Genomic DNA, 19,451 nt, shown 5'->3' on the forward strand with positions numbered 1-19,451 from the left:
GACGATTACGTCGGCCAGGCCCTGACCGTTCGCCGACCGATGTCATCGACTTCATCAACTCACGATGAATGGGAAACGGCGTGACCGTTTTTCGGTTCTGGCGCCTGAGCTCGGAACTACCGCGTGGGCTGCTTGCGTCCTACAAGGGCGAGTAGATCGAAGGGCAGCCTGTTGATGATCTTTAATGTCGTCGCCACCGTCTTGTCCCTCGCGGCGTTCCTCAGCTCCACTTACATCGCCTTGGAACATCGCGTACTGCAGAAGCGGGCCAACTTCATTCCCGCCTACATGCAGGTGCTCGACGAATTCCGGACCATGGAGTTCCACGACAACTACCGATACGTGACGACCCGGCTGCGGGTCGAGCACGACCCGCAGCTGGGAATCTCGGGGCTGCCGGAAGAGGCACGACGCGCCGTCTACGACATCGCCTATTTCTACCAAGGCGTGGGGATGTTGCGTCTCCAGCAGGTCCTCGACGACGAGACCCTCCCCACCATGCGGGTCAGGACGATCAGAGTCTGGGAGGCGGTCGCTCCTTATGTTGAACGCGAACGCGAGCTGCAGGGCCTCGGTGAAATCCACCTCTTGCGGATCCTGGAAGAATTCGCCAAGAAGGCGAGAGAACAGCCATCAGCTCTGGCCGGTGGGCTGCTGACGCGCCGGCGGTTCGTCAAAATCCAGAATCGCCTCGGCAGGGCCGACGCCGGTGAACGATGATCTCGAGCCCCGGGGCACGGACGGCACCGGTGCCGTCCGGGCCATCCGGTTCGGTCCGGGAACGAACAGGCCGGCGAGTGCACCGGCCAGCGACAGCGCGCCGCTGGTGGCGATGGCGGGCGCGAACCCGTCGGAGAAGGTCCGCGCGGTGCCGTAACCGCCCTTGGTGGTGAACACCGCTGCGAGGATCGCCACACCGAACACCGCGGCGAACTGCCGCAGCGTGTTGAAGACGCCGGAGGCCTTGCCGATCTCTTGTGGCGCGACGGCGTTGATGACCGAGGTCTGCGCGGCGGGCATCGCCATGCTGACTCCGGCGCCCGCGAGGACCATGGGGGCGATCAGCTGCGGGTATGCCGCCGACGGCTCCGCGATGAGCCCGATCCACCCCATCCCGGCGGCCTGCAGGGCCAGCCCGGCGACCGTGAGGGTACGGGCCCCGACCCGGTTCACCAGCGCCCCCGCGACAGGTGCCACCACGGTCACCGTCGCCGTCCATGGCATGAGGTGGAGCCCGGCCGCCATCGGCCCGTCGCCCAAGCCCGTCTGGAGGAACTGGGCCATGAAGAACAACGAGCCGTAGAGCGACGCGTACATGAAGAGCGCGGCCGCGTTGCCCGCGGAGAAGCCGCGCGAGCGCAGCAGCCGCATCGGCACCATCGGCTGCCGGACGCGGTGTTCCCAGGCGACGAACCCCGCCAGCAGTACCGCCCCGGCCACCAGCGCACCGTCCACCTCGGGCGCGTCCCAGCCGGTGCTGCCGGCGCGAATCAGGCCCCAGACCAGCCCGAGCGCACCGCCGGTCACCAGCACGACGCCGCCGAGGTCGAGGGAGGTCCCGGCGCCGCGGCTCTCCGGGATGCGCCGGAGCACCAGCGGCATGACGGCCAGGCCGAACGGCACGTTGAGCCAGAAGATCCACTGCCAGGCCAGCCCCTGGGTGACGATCCCGCCGACCACCGGTCCGGCCACCACCGCCAGCCCGGTGAGCCCGGCGAAGATCCCCAAGGCCTTGGCGCGCCGCTCGGGTGGGAACCCGTTGCTCAGCAGCGCCATCGCCAGCGGCATCACCAGCGCCGCCCCGCAGCCCTGGACGGCGCGGGCGACGATCAGCCAGCCGATGCCAGGGGCCACCGCGCACGCCGCCGAGGCCGCCGTGAACAGCCCCAGCCCGCCCACGAACATCCGCCTGCGCCCGAACCGGTCGCCGAGCGCGGCCCCGGTCATCAGCAGTACGGCGAAACTCAGGCTGTAGGCGTTCACCGTCCATTCGAGCTGTTCCATGGTGGCGGACAGGTCCTGCCGGATGCTGGTCAACGCGGTCGCCACCACCGTCGCGTCCAGCGCGACCATCAGCGACGCCGTCGCGGTCAGGCCGAGCAGCCAGCCGCTTGTCCTCTGTGCCATGCGCGTCCCTCGGGTCCTCGGGTGAACGTGTTTCACCGGTCACCTGTACAAACCGGCGGGGCTGCGAGAATTCAGCGGGCGGAGGCCGACGACTTCGGCCGCCGCTTCCGGTCAGTACATGGGGAGGTACGTCCTATGAAGACCGATGAGAGAAACACCGGGGCCGAGGAGTTCGCGCGGCTGACCGATCCGTTCCGGCGCGAACTGCTGGCCTACGGCTACCGCATGCTCGGTTCCGTTCACGATGCCGAGGACCTGGTCCAGGAGGTCTATCTGCGCGCGTGGCGCTCGTACGCCGCCTTCGAGGGCCGGGCGACGCTGCGGACCTGGCTGTACCGGATAGCGACCAACGCCTGCCTGAACGCCCTGGAGCACAGCAGTCGCCGGGTGCTGCCCTCCGGTCTCGCCCCGCCGTCCGACGGTCCGACGCCGCCCGGCGTGCGCGCCCCCGAGGTGACCTGGCTGGAGCCCTTCTCCGAGAGGCTGATCGGCCGCGTGCCGGAGGACCCGGCCGCGATCGTGGCCTCGCGGGCCGGCCTGCGGCTGGCACTGATCGCCGCGCTGCAGTACCTGCCGGGCAGGCAGCGGGCCGTGGTGATCCTGCGCGACGTGCTGGCCTGGCCGGCGACCGAGGTCGCCGAGCTGCTCGGGATGACCAGCGCCGGGGTGAACAGCACGCTGCTGCGCGCCCGCTCCCGCCTGGAACGCCTCGTCCCCGTCAGCGACGAGATCACCGAGCCGGACGAACCGGCGCAGCGCGAGCTCCTCGACCGGTTCGCCAAGGCCTTCGAGGCCGTCGACATCCCCGCGATCACCCGGCTGCTGACCGAGCAGGCGGCCTGGGAGATGCCGCCCGCCCCCCACTGGTTCAGCGGCCGGGACGCCATCGGCCGGCTGCTCACCGCACGGCTGTCTTCCGGCCCCGGCGGAAACCGGCTCGTACCCACCCGGGCGAACGGCCAGCCCGCCTTCGGAATGTACCTACGCCGTGAGGACGGCGTCCTGCGCGCGCACTCCATCCAGGTGCTCACCGTCACCCGCTCGGGCATCGCCCACATCTCGAGCTTCCTCGACGAGACCTTGTTCGACTACTTCGGCCTTCCGCCCGTCCACCCGTGAACGCGCGCATCCGAGCCGGCTCGGCACCGGCCCTCTCTTCCCGCGGTGGCCCGCCGTGGCATGCCCATGGAACGCCGTGGAACGTGCTGGAACGCCGTGGAACGCCTTGTGGGTGAGGCGCCCGTCATCGATGAGGGCGCATGGGACACGAGGAGACCACCTTGTCCGCCAACACCAGATCTCGCAACATCACCAAGGGCCGTAGCGTGCTCCTGGCCGTGGCGGGGCTCGCAGCGAGCCTCACCGCCGCCTTGACGCTCGGTCCGGTGGCCGCCAACGGTGCCACGATCGACCGGATGGCCGCCCAGGGCGACCTCACGGGAGGCAGCCTGGCATGTGTCGGCCCGTTCGCGGCCGGTGCCAAGGACATCGTCGCCGGCAGCGGCTCGGCCTTCGAGATCAACGAGTCCGGCGTCCCCGTCGGTGTCGCCGTCGACTGGCAGCTACGGCGCGGTGACGCGAACACCGATTTCTTCGCCGACGCCGACATCGTCCAGACCGCGCACTCGGACTTCTTCAGCACCTCCGTCCAGCCCGGTAGCAAGTTCCTGCCGGGCAACTTCTGGGTGTGCGTGAGCTCGGGCTTCTCCACCACGAACGCTCCTGCCCGCGTCCGCTACAAGATGTTCCTGGGCAACGGCCTCCCGGCGTGAACCGACCGGGGGCGTAGCCGTACCAGCGGGTTCGGCGAAGGCGAATCGCCCATCCGGCATCCGGGTGAAAATCGAAGAGCAACAGAGCAAGGGCGCGGTCGCCACCCCGGCCGCGCCCTTCCCGTGCCCCGGTATGACGGCCTGGATCGACCGAGGCGGCCCGGCGACCAGGGGAGAAGCCACATGATCTCGAACGGCTGAACCACCCTGGCCCGCCTGTGCGTACTGCCCACCGGCCCCACTCGTTCGGTGCTGCGACGTGACCCTGCAACGGATCGCGGCGTCGACCCACCCCGGAGGAGCATCTCCCCGTGTCAATCGATCTGGGTCTGCTACGGAAGGGCGCGCATAGTCCTTCCTATTTCGCGCTCACCCGCGAGTCCGGCCAGCACGTCGATCTGGCCGACTTCTGCATCCCGTGCAACCCGTACTTTCCCACTCCCGGAATGTTCGCGCACCTGGGAAGCAGGCTGGAGACGATCCTCAAGTACTACCCGAGCGACGCGGACACCATCACGGCCGAGCTGTGCACCACCCTTTCACTCAACCCGCAGACCGTGGCCATGGGCAACGGGTCCACCGAGTTGATCACCTGGATCGACCATCTGCTGGTCCGGGAGAGCCTCGCCACGCCGATCCCCACCTTCGGCCGCTGGACCGACCAGCCGCTGGAGACCGGCAAGCGCCTGGACATGGTCCCGCTGCCCGAGCACCGGGACTTCGCCCTCGACATGGACTACTTCGTCAACTTCGTCAGGCATCGGGGCTCCCGGGTGGCGGTGATCTGCAATCCGAACAACCCGGACGGCGGATACATCCCGCGGAACGAGGTGATCCGGTTGCTCGACAGACTGATCGACCTGGACCTGGTGGTCGTGGACGAGTCGTTCATCGACTTCGTGGACGTCGAGCAGCGCCCCAGCGTGGCCGACGAAGCCGCCATCCGTCCCAACGTGATCGTGCTCAAGAGCCTCGGAAAGAACTTCGGACTGCACGGCGTCCGCTTCGGCTATCTGGTCGCCAACCCGGCGATCGCCGGGAAGATCCGGAAGGCGTTGCCCAAGTGGAATCTCAACTCGTTCGCTGAGATCGTCGTCTTCCTGCTCAAACAACACCAGGATGAGTACCGCGAGAGCCTGAAACTGCTCGCACGTGACCGGGCGTCCATGTCCCAGCAGCTCACCTCGCTACCCGGGCTGAAGGTCTACCCGTCGCAGGGCAACTTCGTGCTGGTGAAGCTGCCGGCCGGAAAGGACGGCGTGCAGCTCCGCGACTACCTGATCAAGGAGCACGGGGTGTTCATCCGGGAATGCGGGAACAAGCTGGGCAGCAGCAGCCAGTTCCTGCGCCTGGTGGTGCGGCCACGTGAGGACGTCCAGCGACTGCTGACCGGGCTGGGCGCCTTCCTGTACGCCACGGAAAGGCCACAGCCCCTCTACGCCGTCAGCAGCCAATGGGATCGGCGGAGCATCGATGACCCGCCGACCTCCAGCTTCCCCCGGATCGCGGCCCCGGCCGCCTCGTACTCCGGCTCCGCGCCCGTCGGCTACTACCCGGCGGCCGGCATGTCGTAGTCTCCCGGCCTTGGGCGGCGTCGGCGTTCTTCGTCTGCGCCGTCGCGGCCTGCGCCCTCATCGATCGCCTGGACCACCGGGCCCGCCCATCGCCGTGAGACCTGGGTCAGGGATAGGGGGTGGGGTCAGGTGGCCGTGGTGGTCAGCACGTCGGCGAGGTCGAAGTTGACCGGTTCCTCGAGCTGGGCGTAGGTGCAGGAGGCCGGGTCGCGGTCGGGGCGCCAGCGGACGAACTGGGCGGTGTGGCGGAACCGGGTGCCCTGCATGTGGTCGTAGCGCACCTCCACGACCCGCTGGGGCTTCAGCGGCACGAACGACAGGTCCCGGCCGGTGTTCCACCTGCTGGCCTCGGCCTTACGGGGGGTACGGGTGCCGGCGTCCTGCGCCGCCGTGTTCCAGGGATGCCCCTCCAGCGAGGTGACCAGCGGCTGGAGTTCGGTGAACAGCTCCTTGCGCCGGTCCATGGTGAAGGCTCCGACGACTCCGACGCTGGCGAGGTCACCGGAGTCGGTGTAGAGGCCCAGGAGCAGGGACCCGATCGTCTCCGGGCCGCTCTTGTGCACCCGGTAGCCGGCGACGACGCAGTCGGCGGTCCGCTCATGCTTGATCTTGAGCATGGTCCGCTTGCCCGGCTCGTAGGCCCCGTCGAGGGGCTTGGCGACCAGGCCGTCCAGGCCCGCGCCTTCGAACCGCCCGAACCAGTCCGCCGCCACCTGGTGGTCGGTGGTCGCCGCCGTCAGGTGGACCGGCGACCCCGCACCCGCGAGAGCCTGCTCGAGCGCGGCGCGGCGCTGGGAGAACGGGCGGCCGGTGTGGTCGGTGTCGTCGAGGGCGAGCAGGTCGAAGGCCACGAAATGCGCCGGGATCTGCTCGGCGAGCAGGTTGATCCGGCTCTCGGCGGGGTGGATGCGCTGCAGCAAGGCCTCGAAGTCCAGGCGGGTGCCGTCGGGGTCGGGGATGATGATCTCGCCGTCGATCACGCACCGGTCCGGCAGGTGGGTGGTGAAGGCTTGGAGGAGTTCGGGGAAGTAGCGGGTCATCGGCTGCTCGTTGCGGCTACCGATCTCGATCTCGCCACCGTCCCGGAAGATGATCGCCCGGAAACCGTCCCACTTGGGTTCGAAGCTGTAGGGGCCGGTGGGGATCTTCTTGACCGGTTTCGCCAGCATCGGCGCGACCGGTGGAGCGACCGGAAGGTTCATCGCCTCATTGTCCCCCCTGCACCGGCCCGCAGGAGGGCGAGCCTGGGTGCGGCACGCGAGCCGAATCGGGTCGCCGCCCGCACCCAGGCCGGGTCTTCCGGCGAATCAGATGATCTCGATCTCGATCTGCCGGAGGTTCTGGTCGAGGAAGTGGTTGCGGGCCACGGCGTGGCGCCGCTCACCGTCGGAGAAGAACAGGGTCGCCTGGGCGTTGAACTTCCACGTGTCACGCCCGTCCGGCTCGATGCGCACCACCAGCTGGCCGCCCTTCATGGACGCCCAGGTCGCGGGGCTGGTCAGGCGCAGGCCGTAGGGGCCGTCGTCCTCGTCGTCGTCCCACGTGTCGCTGCCGAAGTGCTCGTCCAGGGTGGCGACCTCGATGCCGCGGTTGTCGCGCACCGTGGTGAACACCTTGGTGTTGTGGTCCTTGTCGTCGTTGTTGGTGTGGTAGATCACGTCGACTGCGGTCAGCGTCACGTCTTCGGAGGACACGTTCGCCGCCTGCGCCTCGGTCATCCCGGTGCCGGATACCGCGAGGCCCAGCGTCAGTAGCGCGCCGAGCAACGTCCTGCCTGCATTGCGTCTCATGGGGGGTCCCTCGTCTCGTCAACATCCGGGGGTCAGAACAAACCGCTCATGTCGGGCGGTTTCGTTCTGACTACAGTCTGTCATCATTCGACTATATAGAGCAACAGAACTCCGCGGGATAAGGGTGCGTTTTCCGCCCAGGGCCCGCTCCGGCGGGTCAGGGCCACCACCCGCGGCGGCCGGACCAGGTCCGGCGGCTACACTGGGCGACGCGAAGGGGAGTAGTCCCGAAATACCGGCTGGTCGACATGCTGGACGTAAATGTCCCGGCCACCGGGTCGCCGCACACCGTGCGGGGACGGACGAGACCTTCGGCCATGGCATGACCAGGCCCGCACCACGTGCGGGCGGCTCCGTCGTGCCGGGCCGAGTGGTTCTTCCCGTCGCCCGCCTGGGGGAGTGGAGCACGCGGCCCGGCCCCAGCAGAAAGCACCGCGATGACTCTCGACCCCCTGGCGATCATCACGGCCTTCGGGCTGATCTTCCTGGCCGAGCTCCCCGACAAGACGATGTTCGCCTCGCTGGCCATGGGCACCCGCATGCGCCCGCTGTACGTGTGGTTCGGCACCTCGACCGCCTTCATCGTGCACGTGGCCATCGCGGTCGGCGCGGGCAGCCTGATCGGGCTGCTGCCGAACCTCGCGGTGAAGCTCGTCTCCGCCGCCCTGTTCGCCTTCGGCGCCTTCGTCCTGCTGCGCAACGGAGCCGACGGCGACACGGACGAGAGCGGCCGGGCCGTCACCGGCTTCTGGCCCGTCTACACCACCGCCTTCATGGCCGTCTTCATCAGCGAGTGGGGTGACCTCACACAGATCACCACCGCCAACCTGGCCGCCACCGACGGCGCCCTGTCCACCGCGATCGGCTCGGCCGCGGCCCTGGTGTCGGTCTCGGCCCTGGCGCTGTTGGTGGGCCGTTTCATCGCCAAGCGGGTCCCGCTGAAGACCGTGCAGATCATCGGCGGCCTGTGCATGGCGGGGCTGGCCGTCTGGACGCTCATCGAGGCGTTCACCGGCTGACCCCGGCTGGGTGCTTCGCCCGATCCACCGCTACGTCGTCGAGGAGCCGGCGGAGACGCGGGCGCGGAAAAGTGCCGGCGGCCGCCATTGATCGGCGCCGTGGCGCCGCTGTGACGTGCTCGATGACCGAATCGGTGCATGCCTGACAGTGTTCACTTCCTCGCTTATTGTAGTCGCAATGGAGGAGACGCTGCTGGGCGCGACGCCCGTGGAGCATCATCTCGAGGTGATCGTGGTTGCCGTCTTCGGAGGTGTCGCTGCCCGTGGTGATGTCGGAATTCATGGCCAATGGTGCTGGATGGTTTCGTTCGGACACAGCGGCGTCATGGGCGGAATCGGCAGCGCTCTTGCTCGATCGGGAAGGGCACGTCAGGCACTGGGGCGTCGCGGCACAGCGTTTCTTCGGTTACTCGGCCGTGCAGGCGGCGGGTCGCCACTTCGGTGAGCTGCTGCTGCACGGAGCAGACGGAGAACATCGTGGCAGTATCACCTGGGCCCTGACGGAGGTGGCGGCGGGCCGGTGCTGGAGCGGTGTCCTGCCGGTCGAACGCGCCGACGGCCGGGTCCATGACGCCATGTTCTGCTGGGAGCCGTTACGGGGTGCCTGGGCGGACGGTTCGGCAATGGTCACCGCGATCCGGATGCCCGACCCGCGGAGCGCCGACGACCGGGCCGCCGACGACTTCGAGCGCCTGGCCCTGCTCAACGCGGTGAGCACGCGGATCGGGACCACCCTGCACCTGGGCCAGACCGCACGCGACTTCATGGACGTGACGATCCCCAGATTCGCCGACTTCGCCGGCATCTACGTCCTGGAGCGCCTGCTTCGCGAAGAGGCGCTGCCCGACCCCGCACCCACTGGATCGGTCGAGGTACGCCGGCTCGCGCTCGGCCTGGCGGTCCTGCACACCGATGCCCAGGATTGGGTCGACGCCTTCCCCGCCGACGAGGTCGTCGTGTACCGGGCGGTGTCCCCGTTCGCCCGCTGCATGAGCGGCGGCGAGCCCGTCCTGCTCAGGGCCGCCGAAATGGACGCCCAGGACATCGCACGGATCAGGGGTGTGCTCCGTGACGAGGGCGCGTATCTGCTGGAGCAGGCGTCGATGCTGGCCATGCCGTTGAAGGCCCGCGGCACGCTTCTGGGTTTCGTGGCCTTCACCCGCAGGTCGGACCGGCGCCCCTTCCATGACCACGACGTGGCCACGGCCGAGGATCTGGCCGCGCAGGCGGCGATCTGCATCGACAACGCCCGCCTGTACGACCGGGAACGCCGCACCGCCCAGGCCCTGCAGGAGAACCTGATCCCCAAGAAGCTCACGGTCCCGCTGGGCTGGGAGATCGCCCATCGCAACCTGCCCGCCAGCCGGACGACCCAGGTGGGCGGCGACTGGTTCGACGTGATCGCTCTCTCCGAGACCCGGGTGGGCCTGGTCATCGGCGACGCGATGGGCCACGACGCCGTGGCCGCCGCCGCCATGGGCCGGCTGCGCACCGCCGTCCGTGCGCTGGCCGGCCTCGACCTGCCACCCGCCGAACTCCTGCGGCGGCTCGACCAGGTCACCCACGACACCGATCCGGATCAGTGCGCCACGTGCATCTACGCCGTCTGCGACCTCACCGATCGTTCCTGCGCGATCTCCCGCGCCGGCCATGTGCCGCCGATCCTGTTCCAGGCCGACGGCAGCACCACCGTGCTCGACCTGCCGCCTGGCCTGCCGCTCGGGGTCGGCCAGGCCACCTTCGAGACCACCCGGGTGCGGATCCCGGACGGCAGCACGCTCGTGCTCTACACCGACGGCCTCGTCGAGAGCCGCGACCACGACATCGACACCGGCATCACCGCCCTGCGCACCGCCCTCGACCGACCTCGCGCCGCACTCGAGGCCATCTGCGACACCGTCACCACCGCACTGCCCAACCGCCACGACGACGTCAGCCTGCTCCTCACCCGCCTGCCCTCCCCACGCTGACCGGCGCAGCGTGGGCAGGAGCGCCGACGGGCAGCGACGCCGCGCCGTCCGAGGCCGGAGCCGGCCGGACGGAATCAGCGCACCGAGCGGACAGGCCGAACACGTATGCCGGCATGACGACGCCGCGGATGCCGACAATTCATCCGTAGCGGTCGTGGCATGCCCGAGGAAGATGAGGGGACTCAGGGTTTCCCCGTGGGTATATAAGCAAGAGAAAGTCCACTCGATACGGCGTCCGTGAGAAACGAGACGGAAGGAGAAGCGTTCGTCAAAGCCTGCGCGGAGGTGGTCGGCAATGGTTCCCATGGTGTCTTCCTTTAACGTCGTCTCCCAGCTCGGCGGAGCCGTTATTCGGAAAGGCGCACAGGCCGCGGCCCGAGCGCGCAGCTGGGTGGAGGTGATCGTGCCGGACCACGCCTCCCTCGCCGGATCCGACGGCCCGGTGCGACGGCGGCAGGGCCCGGCACGGCGAGTCTCGTTCGTGCGAGGGCTGGTGGCGGGTTCACGGGCGGTGAAGGTCGCGTACGAGCGGCAGGGGTCGGGGGAGCCGGTCGTTCTCCTGCACGGCATCGGGCTTCATCGGCGCTCATGGGATGCGGTGGTGCCGTTCCTGACCGCAGAGCGCGAGGTGATAGCGCTGGATCTGCCTGGGTTCGGCCAGTCGCCGGATCTGCCTGAGTCGTTATCGCATGATCTGCCGACCGTGGTCGCGGCGCTGGAGAAGGTGTTCGCCGCGCTCGGTCTGGAACGGCCGCACGTGGTTGGCCATTCGTTGGGCGGGCTGATCGCCTTGCGGCTCGCTCAGGCGGGCTGCGCGCGCAGTGTGACCGCGATCGCCCCGGCGGGCTTCTGGAACGAGGCCGAGCGGCGGTACACGTTCGCCATGCTGGCCGCGGCTCGCAATGGCGCCCGGCTGTTGCCGGAGACGGTCCTGCTGCGGCTGAGCAGGACGGCCATGGGGCGGGCGGCGCTGGCCGGCATGCTCTACGGCGACCCCGACTCGTGCCCGCCGGAGGCCGTGACCGTGGCCCTGCGGGCGATGCGCGACGCGGCGGGCTTCATGGCGACCCTGCGGGCCGGACGGGTTCCCGGCCTTTTCTCCGGCGATATCCCGGACGTGCCCGTGACCATCGTGTGGGGCACCAAGGACCGGCTCCTGCCCGGACACCAGGCGGCGCGGGTCAAGGCGGAGATTCCGCAGGCGCGGCTGGTGCAACTCCCCGGCTGCGGACATGTGCCCCTCTACGATGCGCCTGACCTGATCGCTCGGATAGTTCTCACGACGACCGAATCAGGGGCGGTGGTGCCGGCGGTCGCCAGGGGAAAGCGGTAAGGGGGCGATCCGTCGCGTGGGACCAGAGGCCCGGGCACGGCCGGTGCTGAGCGTTGCCGGCGGCCCGGTCCCGACGATCATCCCCTGGGTTTCGCCGGCCGGCCGGCGGCCGTCGATCCCGGTGTGCGCTGCCGCCCGGCCGGTGCCGTCGTGGCGGGGGTGCAGGGCAGGGACGCGACGTAGGCCGCCAGTGTGCGGCCGGCGGCGAGGAACGGCTCGGTGGAGCGCAGCCCGCGGGCCAGGATGAAGGCTCCTTCGATCGCCGTGAGCACGGCGAACGTCAGGCTGCGCGCGTCGGTGTCGGACAGCCCGCGCCCGGTGAAGTAGCGGCTGCCCTCCTCCGCCCAGCTCCGCATGACCTCGGCGGCGACCTCCCGTAGCAGGGGTTCGGTGTCGGCGACCTCGCCGGTGACGGTGCCGACCGGGCACATGTTCGCCCAGCCGGTGTCGCGCATGTCCGCGGCGGCCGCGGCGAAGGCCGCCTCGATCCCGGTCGCGAGATCGTCGTGGTCGTCGAGCAGCAACGGGAGCAGCTGGATGTAGGCGGCCCCCGTCTGCCGCAGCGCGGCCGCCGCGATCTCGCGCTTGCCGCCCCTGAAATGGTGGTAGAGCGAGCCGGTCGGAGCTCCGGCGGCCCGAGCGAGCTGGTTCATCCCCGTGGCGGCGTATCCCTGTGTCCGCAGCAGCTCCGCCATCGCCAGCACGATCCTCTGGTCGGTTCCCATGCGGCCATGATAGAACGGTCTTTCTAGAGAGACCGTTCTAGTCGGGGAGGTCGCCGTGCGGAACGTCGAGGTGGAGGGAGGCGTTCTGGAGTACGACGAGGTCGGGTCGGGTCCACCGGTCGTCCTGCTCCACGGGCTGCTGATGGACCACACGGTCTGGGACCGCGTGCTGCCGCTCCTACCGGAGGGGTTCAGGTACGTGCGGCCCGTCCTGCCGCTGGGAGCCCATCGCCGGCCGATGAAGCCGGGCACCGATCTCACGCTGCGCGGACAGGTCGGCCTGGTCGCCGGCTTCCTCGACGCACTCGCCCTGGAGGACGTCACTCTGGTGCACAGCGATTGGGGCGGGGCGTTGTTCCTCACCGCCTACGGCCTGGACCGGCGCGTCGCCCGGCAGGTGATCCTCCCGTGCGAGGCGTTCGGCAACTTCCCTCCCGGCCTGCCCGGCAAGATGGTGGCGCTCGCCGCCCGGCTGCCCGGCGGGCTCCGGCTCGCCGCCCGCCAGCTGCGCGTCGGCCGGCTCCGCCGGTTGCCCATGCTGTTCGGGCAGATGGCGCGTCGGCCGCTGCCGGACGACCTGGTCCGCCGCTGGACCGAGCCGCTCCTGCGCGATCCCGGCATCCGGCGCGATCTGTTCGCCTATTGCCGTGGGCCGTTCGACCGGGAGGAGCTTGTCCGTGCCACCGAGGCGCTGACCCGGTTCACCGGGGAGGCGCTCGTGCTCTGGTCACCCGACAACCGGGTGATGCCGCCCGAACACGGCCGCCGCCTGGCCGAGCTACTGCCCGCGGGGCGGTACGCCGAAGTGCCCGGTGCCTACGTCCTGTCGATGCTGGACGAACCCGAGACCGTGGCGGAGGAGATCGGCCGGTTCCTCACCGAGCCATCCGCACGGTGAACCCGGCGCCTCGACGTCCACGACCGGCCCCCGGCCACGATCCCCGCGGCCGAAGCCGGCGGGCGGCCGGTTGTCACTTGAGCCCTCCCGTACTGCAGGCTGGGGTACATGACGAACCCACTGGACGGAACCGTCGCGCTGGTCACCGGCGCGAGCAGCGGAATCGGCGAGGCGACCGCGAAGGAGCTCGGCCGGCTCGGAGCCCGGGTCGCGTTGGTCGCGCGCCGCAAGGACCGCCTCCAGGCGCTGGCCGCCGACATCGGCGAACGCGCCCTGGTCATCGAGGCCGACATCACCTCCCGGGAGGAGGCGGTGGGCGCCGTCGAGCGCACCGTGGCCGAGCTGGGCAGGCTCGACACCGTGGTGAACAACGCGGGCGTGATGCTGCTGGGCCCGGCGGTCGGCGCGCCGCTGGAGGAGTGGGAGCGGATGGTCGACATCAACGTCAAGGGGCTGCTCTACGTGGCCCACGCCGCCCTCCCGCACCTGCTCCGGGCGGCCGAGGACTCTCCGCGCCGGGTGGCGGACCTGGTCAACATCAGCTCGGTGGCGGGCCGGGTCGCCAGGATGGGCAGCGGGGTCTACAACCTCACGAAGTTCGGGGTCACGGCGCTGAGCGAGTCACTGCGGCAGGAGGTCGCCCAGCGGCACGTGCGGGTGTCGGTGGTCGAGCCGGGCGCCGTCGCGACCGAGCTCACGACCCATCTGCGCCCGGAGATCCTGGAGGCCTCGCGGGCCCGCTTCGAGGGAGTCGAGCCGCTGCAGTCCGCCGACGTCGCGGACGCGATCGCGTACATCATCACCCGGCCACGCCACATCGCGCTCAACGAGGTGCTGATCCGTCCCACCAACCAGGCCGGCTGACCCACGGCCACCAGGCCACCCCGGCCGGGGTGGGGTCTCGTCCCGCCCCGGCCCTGCGTCCCGGTGTCCGGCTCAGTACTTGATCATGCCGCGGATGTTGGCGCCGTCGCGCATGTCCTGGTAGCCCTTGTTGACCTCGTCGAGGGTGTAGGTGTTGGTCACCAGTTCGTCGAGCTTGAGCTTGCCCTCGTCGTAGAGGCGCAGCAGCCGGGGGATGTCGCGGCGGGGGTTGGCGTTGCCGAAGATGCAGCCGACCAGTTCCTTGCGCTGCATCGCCAGGTCGAAGAGGTTGAGCTTCACGTCCTCCTGGCTGATCGGCGCCACCGCGGTGACGACGGCGCGGCCGCCCTTGGCGACCAGCGACATCATCGGGGCGATGAGGTCGCCGGTGGCGACGCCGGTGGTCAGGATCGCCTTCTCGGCGTTGGCACCCCAGGTAATCTCCGCGACCTTGGCGACCGCCTCCTCGATCGACGCCGAGGTGTGCGTGGCACCGAAGGTCCCGGCCTTGTCCCGCTTCCACTCGACCGGGTCGACGGCGACGACGTGGCGGGCGCCGGCCATGGCCGCACCCTGGACGGCGTTCATGCCGATGCCGCCCAGCCCGATCACGACGACGGTCTCTCCCGGCTGGACGTCGGCGGCGTTGACGGCCGCTCCCCATCCGGTGGTGACGCCGCAGCCGACGAGGGCGGCCTTGTCGAGCGGAATCCACTCGTCGATCTTCACGCAGCTCGCCTCGTTGACGACGGTGTACGGCGAGAACGTGCCGGTGCAGCACATGATCCCGAGGTCCTTGCCGCTCTTGGAGTGGTGCCGGGACGTGAAGTCGCCGATCTGGCGGCCGGCGAGAAGGACCGCGCCGAGGTCGCACACGTGCTGGCGGCCCATGGCGCACGACGGGCAGCGGCCGCAGGCCGGGACGAACGACAGCACGATGTGGTCGCCCGGCTGCAGGGTCGTGACGCCCGGGCCGACCTCGACGACCTCGCCGGCGCCCTCGTGCCCGCCGATGACGGGGAACTGCTCGAGCTCCAGCAGCGCGGCGATCTCCGGGTCGAGGACCATGTCACCCGTGACGAGGTGCTCGTCGGAGTGGCACAGCCCCGACGCCGCGAGCTTCACCTTGACCTCCCCCGCCTTGGGATCGTCGAGTTCGATGTCCTCGATACTCCAGTCGGTACGGGGTTCCCACAGGATCGCCGCTCGAGTCTGCACTGGTGCTCCTTCGGGTTTTCCGAACGTTCTAGCTCTTGATACTAGAACCTGATTCGGAAATCCACTGGTTGCGGCGAATCGGTCGACGGCTAGGCCGGGCGGCCGTGCAGGACAGCCCGCACGGCTGCTTCCAGGAGGGACGCAAGGGGGACGGGATCGGTTCAGAGGGCGACGGTGCGGCCGGTCGCCGCGCTTTCGCGGGCGGCGTCGAGCACCTCGATGTTGCGGACGACGTCCCATGGGTCGACGGGCACGGGGGCCGCGGCGCGGACCGCGGCGGCGAACGCGGGGTAGTAGGTGTCCCAGCGGCCCCGCTCGGCCGGTACGGGCTCACCTTCAGCCCCCCGGTAGAGCCGGCCCCAGCGCGACTCGGGCTCGGTACCCCAGCGATCGCCTTCGGTGGCCGGTGTACGGCCGGCGATCAGCTCGTCCTCCTGGCCGTCGATCCCGTCGATGACGAACGCACCGGTGGTGCCGGTGACCCGCAATCGTGGCCCGGGGGCGGCCTGCACCCAGCTGCCCCACAGATGGGACTCGACGCCGCCCTCGTGGTGCAGGGCGACGAAGACGTCGTCGTCGAGGTCGTGGCGGCCGCGCATCTCCGCGTACACCCTGCGCACCGGGCCGAAGAGTAGTAGCGCCTGGTCGACGAGGTGCGCGCCGAAGTCGCGCAGGGTCCCCCCGCCCGCGGCGGGCGGCCCCGGCTCGGGCGAGAACCGCTCGAACCGCGACTCGAAGCGGGTCACCTCGCCCAGCGCGCCGGTGTCGATGAGCCGGCGGACGGTCAGCAGGTCGGAGTCCCAGCGCCGGTTCTGGTAGACGCTGAGCGGCACCCCGGCCTGCTCGGCCGCCTCGACCGCGCCGCGGGCCGAAGGGGCGTCCAACGCGAACGGTTTGTCCACCACCACGGCCAGGCCGAGCGAGATCGCCTCGAGGGCCAGCGCGATGTGGGTGTCGGCCGGAGTGGAGATCGCGACGGCCTGCGCACCCGCCGCCGCAAGGGCCGCCAGCGAGTCGTACGCCGGTACGCCCGGCCGGTCGGCGGCCAGCTCCGCGCGCCGGTCCGGCGACCGGGTCACCACGCCGACGAAGTCGATGCCGGGCGCCGACGCCAGCAGCGGAGCATGAAAATAGCGGCCGCCGAAACCATAGCCGACCAGTCCGAACCGCACAGGGCCCTCCATCTTGGGAAACATACGCCTGATGACCGAACGTATCGGAGTCCACGGCGGCGGATTCACCGAGGTCGGGCGCGGGCGAGCACGCCGGCGGCGCAAACCGGAATCGGCCGGCCACGGTCCCGTCAGGGGCGAAGGCGCACAGGTCGCGGCCCTGTGCCGGGCGGCATGACCTCTAGAGCTCGCCGAGCTCGCCCAGTGGCTTCTTCCAGTAGTCCGTGTCCGGAACGGAGCGGCCGGGGTCGATGACGATGTGCATGATCTCGGTGAAGGTCTTGAACGCCTCGTCGTCGCCGACGCGTATCTCCATGCGGTTCATGCGCCGGTACCAGTACCGCTGCTCGTCCTCGATCCGGGGGAGGAGCTGTTCGCGGCTGAGGGTGCGGGCTTCCTCGATGGTGAGTCGCTCGAAGCGGGCCATGGGCCGATTGTTCCATCCGGCCCTCGGGGTGAGCAGGTGATGGTGATGTGGGCGATGCCGGAGGTCTTCCCGCGCAGGGTGCAGGTGCCTTGCGGGGGATAGGCGCGTCGTGTCGACGCCGGGGCCGGGCGAGAACTCCCCCGGGCCCGCGGCTCAGCAGGCCGCGGTGAAGTCGGCCTTGGCGGCGCGGCGCATGGCGAAGCGCACCGGCTGGGCCGGCTGGTGGTCGCTGCGGCTGACGCCGTCGGCGTCGATGACCAGGATCGTGGCCGAGACGCTGATCTGGTCGCCGCCCGGCCAGGTGCCGTCGAACCAGCGCAGGTACCGGCCGCCGGTCTCGCCGGGGGAGACGCTCAGCCGGAAGCCGCGTGCGTGGCGGTCGTGCACCCTGCCGGTCAGCTCGTAGGTCATGGGCCGTGCGCCCGCGCACACCCGCACGGCGCCGTCGATCGGGGAGCAGTTCGGGCATCGCCCGGTCCGTGGCTCCGAGCGAATGTGGAGCACCACACTCCGTTGATCACCCGGTGCGAACGCCACCTGGCCCTGCCAGTATCCGGTCAGCGTCGGCCGGCCGGTCAGCGAGATCGCCCACGGATTCAGCAGCGCGTGCGCGACGTACGGCACCCCGATAACGACGGCGGCCAGGGCGGCGGCCACGAGCAGCCACAGGAGGCGCCGCCCGCGCTTGCGGGGCCTGGCGGTGCGCGAAGCCTCACCGGAGGGAAGTCGCACGGTCGTCACACCTTCCTCGTTCTGGTCTCCGAGCCGAGCCGGGCACCGCCCGTCCGGGGCCGGCGGCGGTGCCGCCCGTCGAACTCGTCATTGTTGACGCCTCTTCCGGCTCGTCGGTTCACCGGCCACCGCCGAACCCGGCCGGCCGAGCAGCGAGGTGACCCGTCGTAGGTCATCCGGGCTTGCGGGTACCTGCAGGACCATGAGCAGGTCCGGGTGCTCGACCGGGCGTAGCTGGAACATCTCCAGGTCGAGCCGGCCGATCCCGGGGTGATCGATCTTGATCGTCGCGGGTCTGAAGTCGCGGACGGGGTACTCCGCCCACCACTCCCGGAACTCCGGGCTGGCCTCGGTCAGCGCCGCCACCAGCGTCGCGAACCGCGGGTCGTCCGGCCGCCGCCCGACGGCGGCTCGGAACTGGCTGAGCACGGCACGCGCGGCCGGTTCCCAGCGGACCATGCGGGCACGGCTCTCCGCGTCGGTGAACATCATCCACAGGAGATTGCGCCGGTCGGCGGGGAGCCTCGCGGGGTCATGCCGGAGACGAGCGTAGGGCGTGTTCCACACCAGGTAGTCGAGGTGCACGTCATAGATGGAGGCGATGCTGGGGGCGGCCGCGTCGACCAGCCGCTGCAGCCGGGGAAGTACGTCGTCGACGCGGGTCTCGCCCGCGGTGGTGGCGAGACCGGCCAGGCCGCGGAGGTGCCGGTGCTGGTCCGGGTCGAGCAGGAGTGCCCGGGCCAGCGCATCGATCACCTGTTCCGACGCCGAGATGTTCCGGCCCTGTTCCAGCCAGGTGTACCAGGTGACGCCGACACCCGAGAGCCGGGCGACCTCTTCACGCCGCAGGCCGGGAGTCCGGCGAAGGCCGGGTCGGAGGTCCTCCGGCAGTCCCACGTCGGCCGGCCGCAGCCGTGCCCGCTGAGCGCGGAGAAAGGCGGCCAGCTCGGTACGGCGCGTGGACTGCGGGGTCTCGTGGCCATTCGTCACGCCGATTCGACTCCCGGGCGGAATGGGCGGCTGACAGGCCGAAGCTAGCAGTATCGGTACCAGGACCGGCCGGGCATGTCCACCTACCCTGATGATCGTAGCCATTCGGCCGGGCCTGACCCGGCTGGAGATCTGGTCGCGCACGACAGGCTGAAGACCCTGGGCGCAGAGAGCGGGCGGATATGACCGACGGACTGCTGCTACCGCCTGGTGGCGGCCGCAGGATCCAGACCATGACCCTGAAGGCGGGCGCCGAGCAGTCGAAGATCTGGTCGGCGTTCGAGGCCGAGGTCGCGCCGGGGTTCGACGTCGGGGCGCACCTGCATCAGCAGGCCGAGGAGGTGTTCTACGTGCTCGAAGGCGAACTCGACCTGCTCGCCTTCCAGCCGACCGCCACGGCCGGCGGCGACTGGCGCAGCTGGGAGTCGGAGACCGGCGCCACGGTGTTCCGGGGCGGCCCGGGAAGCTTCATGTTCGTGCCCGCCGGATGCCCGCATGCCTTCTTCAACCCGGGATCGGCGGCCGCCCGGATGCTCTTCCTCGTGTCCCCGGCCGGCCATGAGCTGTACCTGCAGGAACTCACCGACCTGCTGGCCGCCTCCGGGCCACCCGACCAGGCCGAGATCGCGGCGCTCCGGGCCCGGCACGACATCCAGCAGCTCACTCCGCTCACCATCCACCCGCCGGGAGCGTGAGCGGGTCCTGGTCCGGCCGCGCCGCGGCGAGAGCCTGCGGGGGCCGGCGCGCAGGCCCCCCGCAGCCCGCTCGGAGACCCCGGCGCGAGCACGTCCGTCGTCACCGGTGAGCGCGTGGGGGGTTCGCAAAGAACGGCGTCGTGAC

At 70.2% G+C, this 19,451-nt stretch carries 19 protein-coding genes; 10 read left to right on the forward strand and 9 right to left on the reverse strand.

Going from position 1 to position 19,451, the window contains the following annotated elements:
- The first annotated feature begins 174 nt into the window (after positions 1-174).
- Positions 175-720, forward strand: a complete 546-nt coding sequence (locus ACRYCC_RS10780) for a DUF4760 domain-containing protein (protein ID WP_433810830.1) — start codon at positions 175-177, stop codon at positions 718-720.
- Here the strand turns inward: ACRYCC_RS10780 and ACRYCC_RS10785 are convergent.
- Positions 634-2,127 carry an MFS transporter gene (locus tag ACRYCC_RS10785; protein ID WP_433810832.1) on the reverse strand — a complete coding sequence of 498 codons (1,494 nt, stop codon included), beginning with the start codon at positions 2,125-2,127 and terminating at the stop codon, positions 634-636. The genes ACRYCC_RS10780 and ACRYCC_RS10785 overlap by 87 nt on opposite strands.
- A gap of 135 nt (positions 2,128-2,262) precedes the next feature.
- On the opposite strand from ACRYCC_RS10785, the gene ACRYCC_RS10790 reads away from it, so the two are divergent.
- The 3 genes from ACRYCC_RS10790 to ACRYCC_RS10800 all read left to right on the forward strand — a co-directional run bounded on the left by ACRYCC_RS10790 (position 2,263) and on the right by ACRYCC_RS10800 (position 5,473).
- Positions 2,263-3,246, forward strand: coding sequence for a sigma-70 family RNA polymerase sigma factor (locus tag ACRYCC_RS10790; protein WP_433810834.1), 984 nt, complete (start codon positions 2,263-2,265; stop codon positions 3,244-3,246).
- Positions 3,247-3,386: 140 nt separating this feature from the next.
- Positions 3,387-3,899 (forward strand): hypothetical protein, encoded by a 513-nt coding sequence (locus tag ACRYCC_RS10795; protein ID WP_433810836.1) that lies wholly within the window; start codon positions 3,387-3,389, stop codon positions 3,897-3,899.
- A 311-nt stretch (positions 3,900-4,210) separates the two neighbouring features.
- Positions 4,211-5,473 carry a pyridoxal phosphate-dependent aminotransferase gene (locus ACRYCC_RS10800; protein WP_433810838.1) on the forward strand — a complete coding sequence of 421 codons (1,263 nt, stop codon included), beginning with the start codon at positions 4,211-4,213 and terminating at the stop codon, positions 5,471-5,473.
- Positions 5,474-5,598: 125 nt separating this feature from the next.
- Here ACRYCC_RS10800 and ACRYCC_RS10805 read toward each other — a convergent pair whose 3' ends face one another.
- Both ACRYCC_RS10805 and ACRYCC_RS10810 read right to left on the reverse strand, forming a co-directional pair.
- Positions 5,599-6,675 (reverse strand): ATP-dependent DNA ligase, encoded by a 1,077-nt coding sequence (locus ACRYCC_RS10805; protein ID WP_433810840.1) that lies wholly within the window; start codon positions 6,673-6,675, stop codon positions 5,599-5,601.
- Between the two features lie 105 nt (positions 6,676-6,780).
- A complete protein-coding gene (locus ACRYCC_RS10810) occupies positions 6,781-7,263 on the reverse strand; it encodes a hypothetical protein (protein ID WP_433810842.1) in 483 nt (160 codons plus the stop codon).
- Between the two features lie 437 nt (positions 7,264-7,700).
- Between ACRYCC_RS10810 and ACRYCC_RS10815 the strand changes: the two genes are divergently transcribed.
- The 3 genes from ACRYCC_RS10815 to ACRYCC_RS10825 all read left to right on the forward strand — a co-directional run bounded on the left by ACRYCC_RS10815 (position 7,701) and on the right by ACRYCC_RS10825 (position 11,585).
- A complete protein-coding gene (locus ACRYCC_RS10815) occupies positions 7,701-8,282 on the forward strand; it encodes a TMEM165/GDT1 family protein (RefSeq protein ID WP_433810844.1) in 582 nt (193 codons plus the stop codon).
- A 347-nt stretch (positions 8,283-8,629) separates the two neighbouring features.
- A complete protein-coding gene (locus tag ACRYCC_RS10820; protein WP_433810846.1) occupies positions 8,630-10,252 on the forward strand; it encodes a PP2C family protein-serine/threonine phosphatase in 1,623 nt (540 codons plus the stop codon).
- Positions 10,253-10,547: 295 nt separating this feature from the next.
- Positions 10,548-11,585 (forward strand): alpha/beta fold hydrolase, encoded by a 1,038-nt coding sequence (locus tag ACRYCC_RS10825; protein WP_433810848.1) that lies wholly within the window; start codon positions 10,548-10,550, stop codon positions 11,583-11,585.
- A gap of 77 nt (positions 11,586-11,662) precedes the next feature.
- On the opposite strand, the gene ACRYCC_RS10830 is transcribed toward ACRYCC_RS10825, so the two are convergent.
- Positions 11,663-12,310 carry a TetR/AcrR family transcriptional regulator gene (locus ACRYCC_RS10830; protein WP_433810850.1) on the reverse strand — a complete coding sequence of 216 codons (648 nt, stop codon included), beginning with the start codon at positions 12,308-12,310 and terminating at the stop codon, positions 11,663-11,665.
- Between the two features lie 55 nt (positions 12,311-12,365).
- On the opposite strand from ACRYCC_RS10830, the gene ACRYCC_RS10835 reads away from it, so the two are divergent.
- Together ACRYCC_RS10835 and ACRYCC_RS10840 are read left to right on the forward strand one after the other, a co-directional pair.
- On the forward strand, positions 12,366-13,208 hold the full coding sequence (locus tag ACRYCC_RS10835; RefSeq protein WP_433810852.1) for an alpha/beta fold hydrolase: 843 nt from the start codon (positions 12,366-12,368) through the stop codon (positions 13,206-13,208).
- Positions 13,209-13,316: 108 nt separating this feature from the next.
- The gene (locus ACRYCC_RS10840; RefSeq protein ID WP_433810854.1) at positions 13,317-14,072 is read left to right on the forward strand and encodes an SDR family NAD(P)-dependent oxidoreductase; all 756 of its coding nucleotides are present in this window, start codon (positions 13,317-13,319) and stop codon (positions 14,070-14,072) included.
- Positions 14,073-14,144: 72 nt separating this feature from the next.
- On the opposite strand, the gene ACRYCC_RS10845 is transcribed toward ACRYCC_RS10840, so the two are convergent.
- From ACRYCC_RS10845 to ACRYCC_RS10865, 5 genes are all read right to left on the reverse strand, one after another.
- Positions 14,145-15,290, reverse strand: coding sequence for an NDMA-dependent alcohol dehydrogenase (locus tag ACRYCC_RS10845; protein WP_433810856.1), 1,146 nt, complete (start codon positions 15,288-15,290; stop codon positions 14,145-14,147).
- A 161-nt stretch (positions 15,291-15,451) separates the two neighbouring features.
- Positions 15,452-16,474: a Gfo/Idh/MocA family protein gene (locus ACRYCC_RS10850; RefSeq protein WP_433810857.1), complete on the reverse strand. Its 1,023-nt coding sequence runs from the start codon at positions 16,472-16,474 to the stop codon at positions 15,452-15,454.
- Positions 16,475-16,643: 169 nt separating this feature from the next.
- Positions 16,644-16,889, reverse strand: a complete 246-nt coding sequence (locus tag ACRYCC_RS10855) for a hypothetical protein (RefSeq protein ID WP_433810859.1) — start codon at positions 16,887-16,889, stop codon at positions 16,644-16,646.
- A 153-nt stretch (positions 16,890-17,042) separates the two neighbouring features.
- Positions 17,043-17,621 carry a hypothetical protein gene (locus ACRYCC_RS10860; RefSeq protein ID WP_433810860.1) on the reverse strand — a complete coding sequence of 193 codons (579 nt, stop codon included), beginning with the start codon at positions 17,619-17,621 and terminating at the stop codon, positions 17,043-17,045.
- Positions 17,622-17,708: 87 nt separating this feature from the next.
- Complete coding sequence (locus ACRYCC_RS10865) at positions 17,709-18,611, reverse strand: helix-turn-helix transcriptional regulator (RefSeq protein WP_433810862.1); 903 nt, start codon at positions 18,609-18,611, stop codon at positions 17,709-17,711.
- Positions 18,612-18,844: 233 nt separating this feature from the next.
- Between ACRYCC_RS10865 and ACRYCC_RS10870 the strand changes: the two genes are divergently transcribed.
- Positions 18,845-19,306, forward strand: a complete 462-nt coding sequence (locus ACRYCC_RS10870; RefSeq protein ID WP_433810864.1) for a cupin domain-containing protein — start codon at positions 18,845-18,847, stop codon at positions 19,304-19,306.
- Positions 19,307-19,451: the final 145 nt, after the last annotated feature.

The organism is Actinomadura scrupuli, assembly GCF_050971785.1.
GTDB classification, from domain to species: domain Bacteria; phylum Actinomycetota; class Actinomycetes; order Streptosporangiales; family Streptosporangiaceae; genus Actinomadura_E; species Actinomadura_E scrupuli.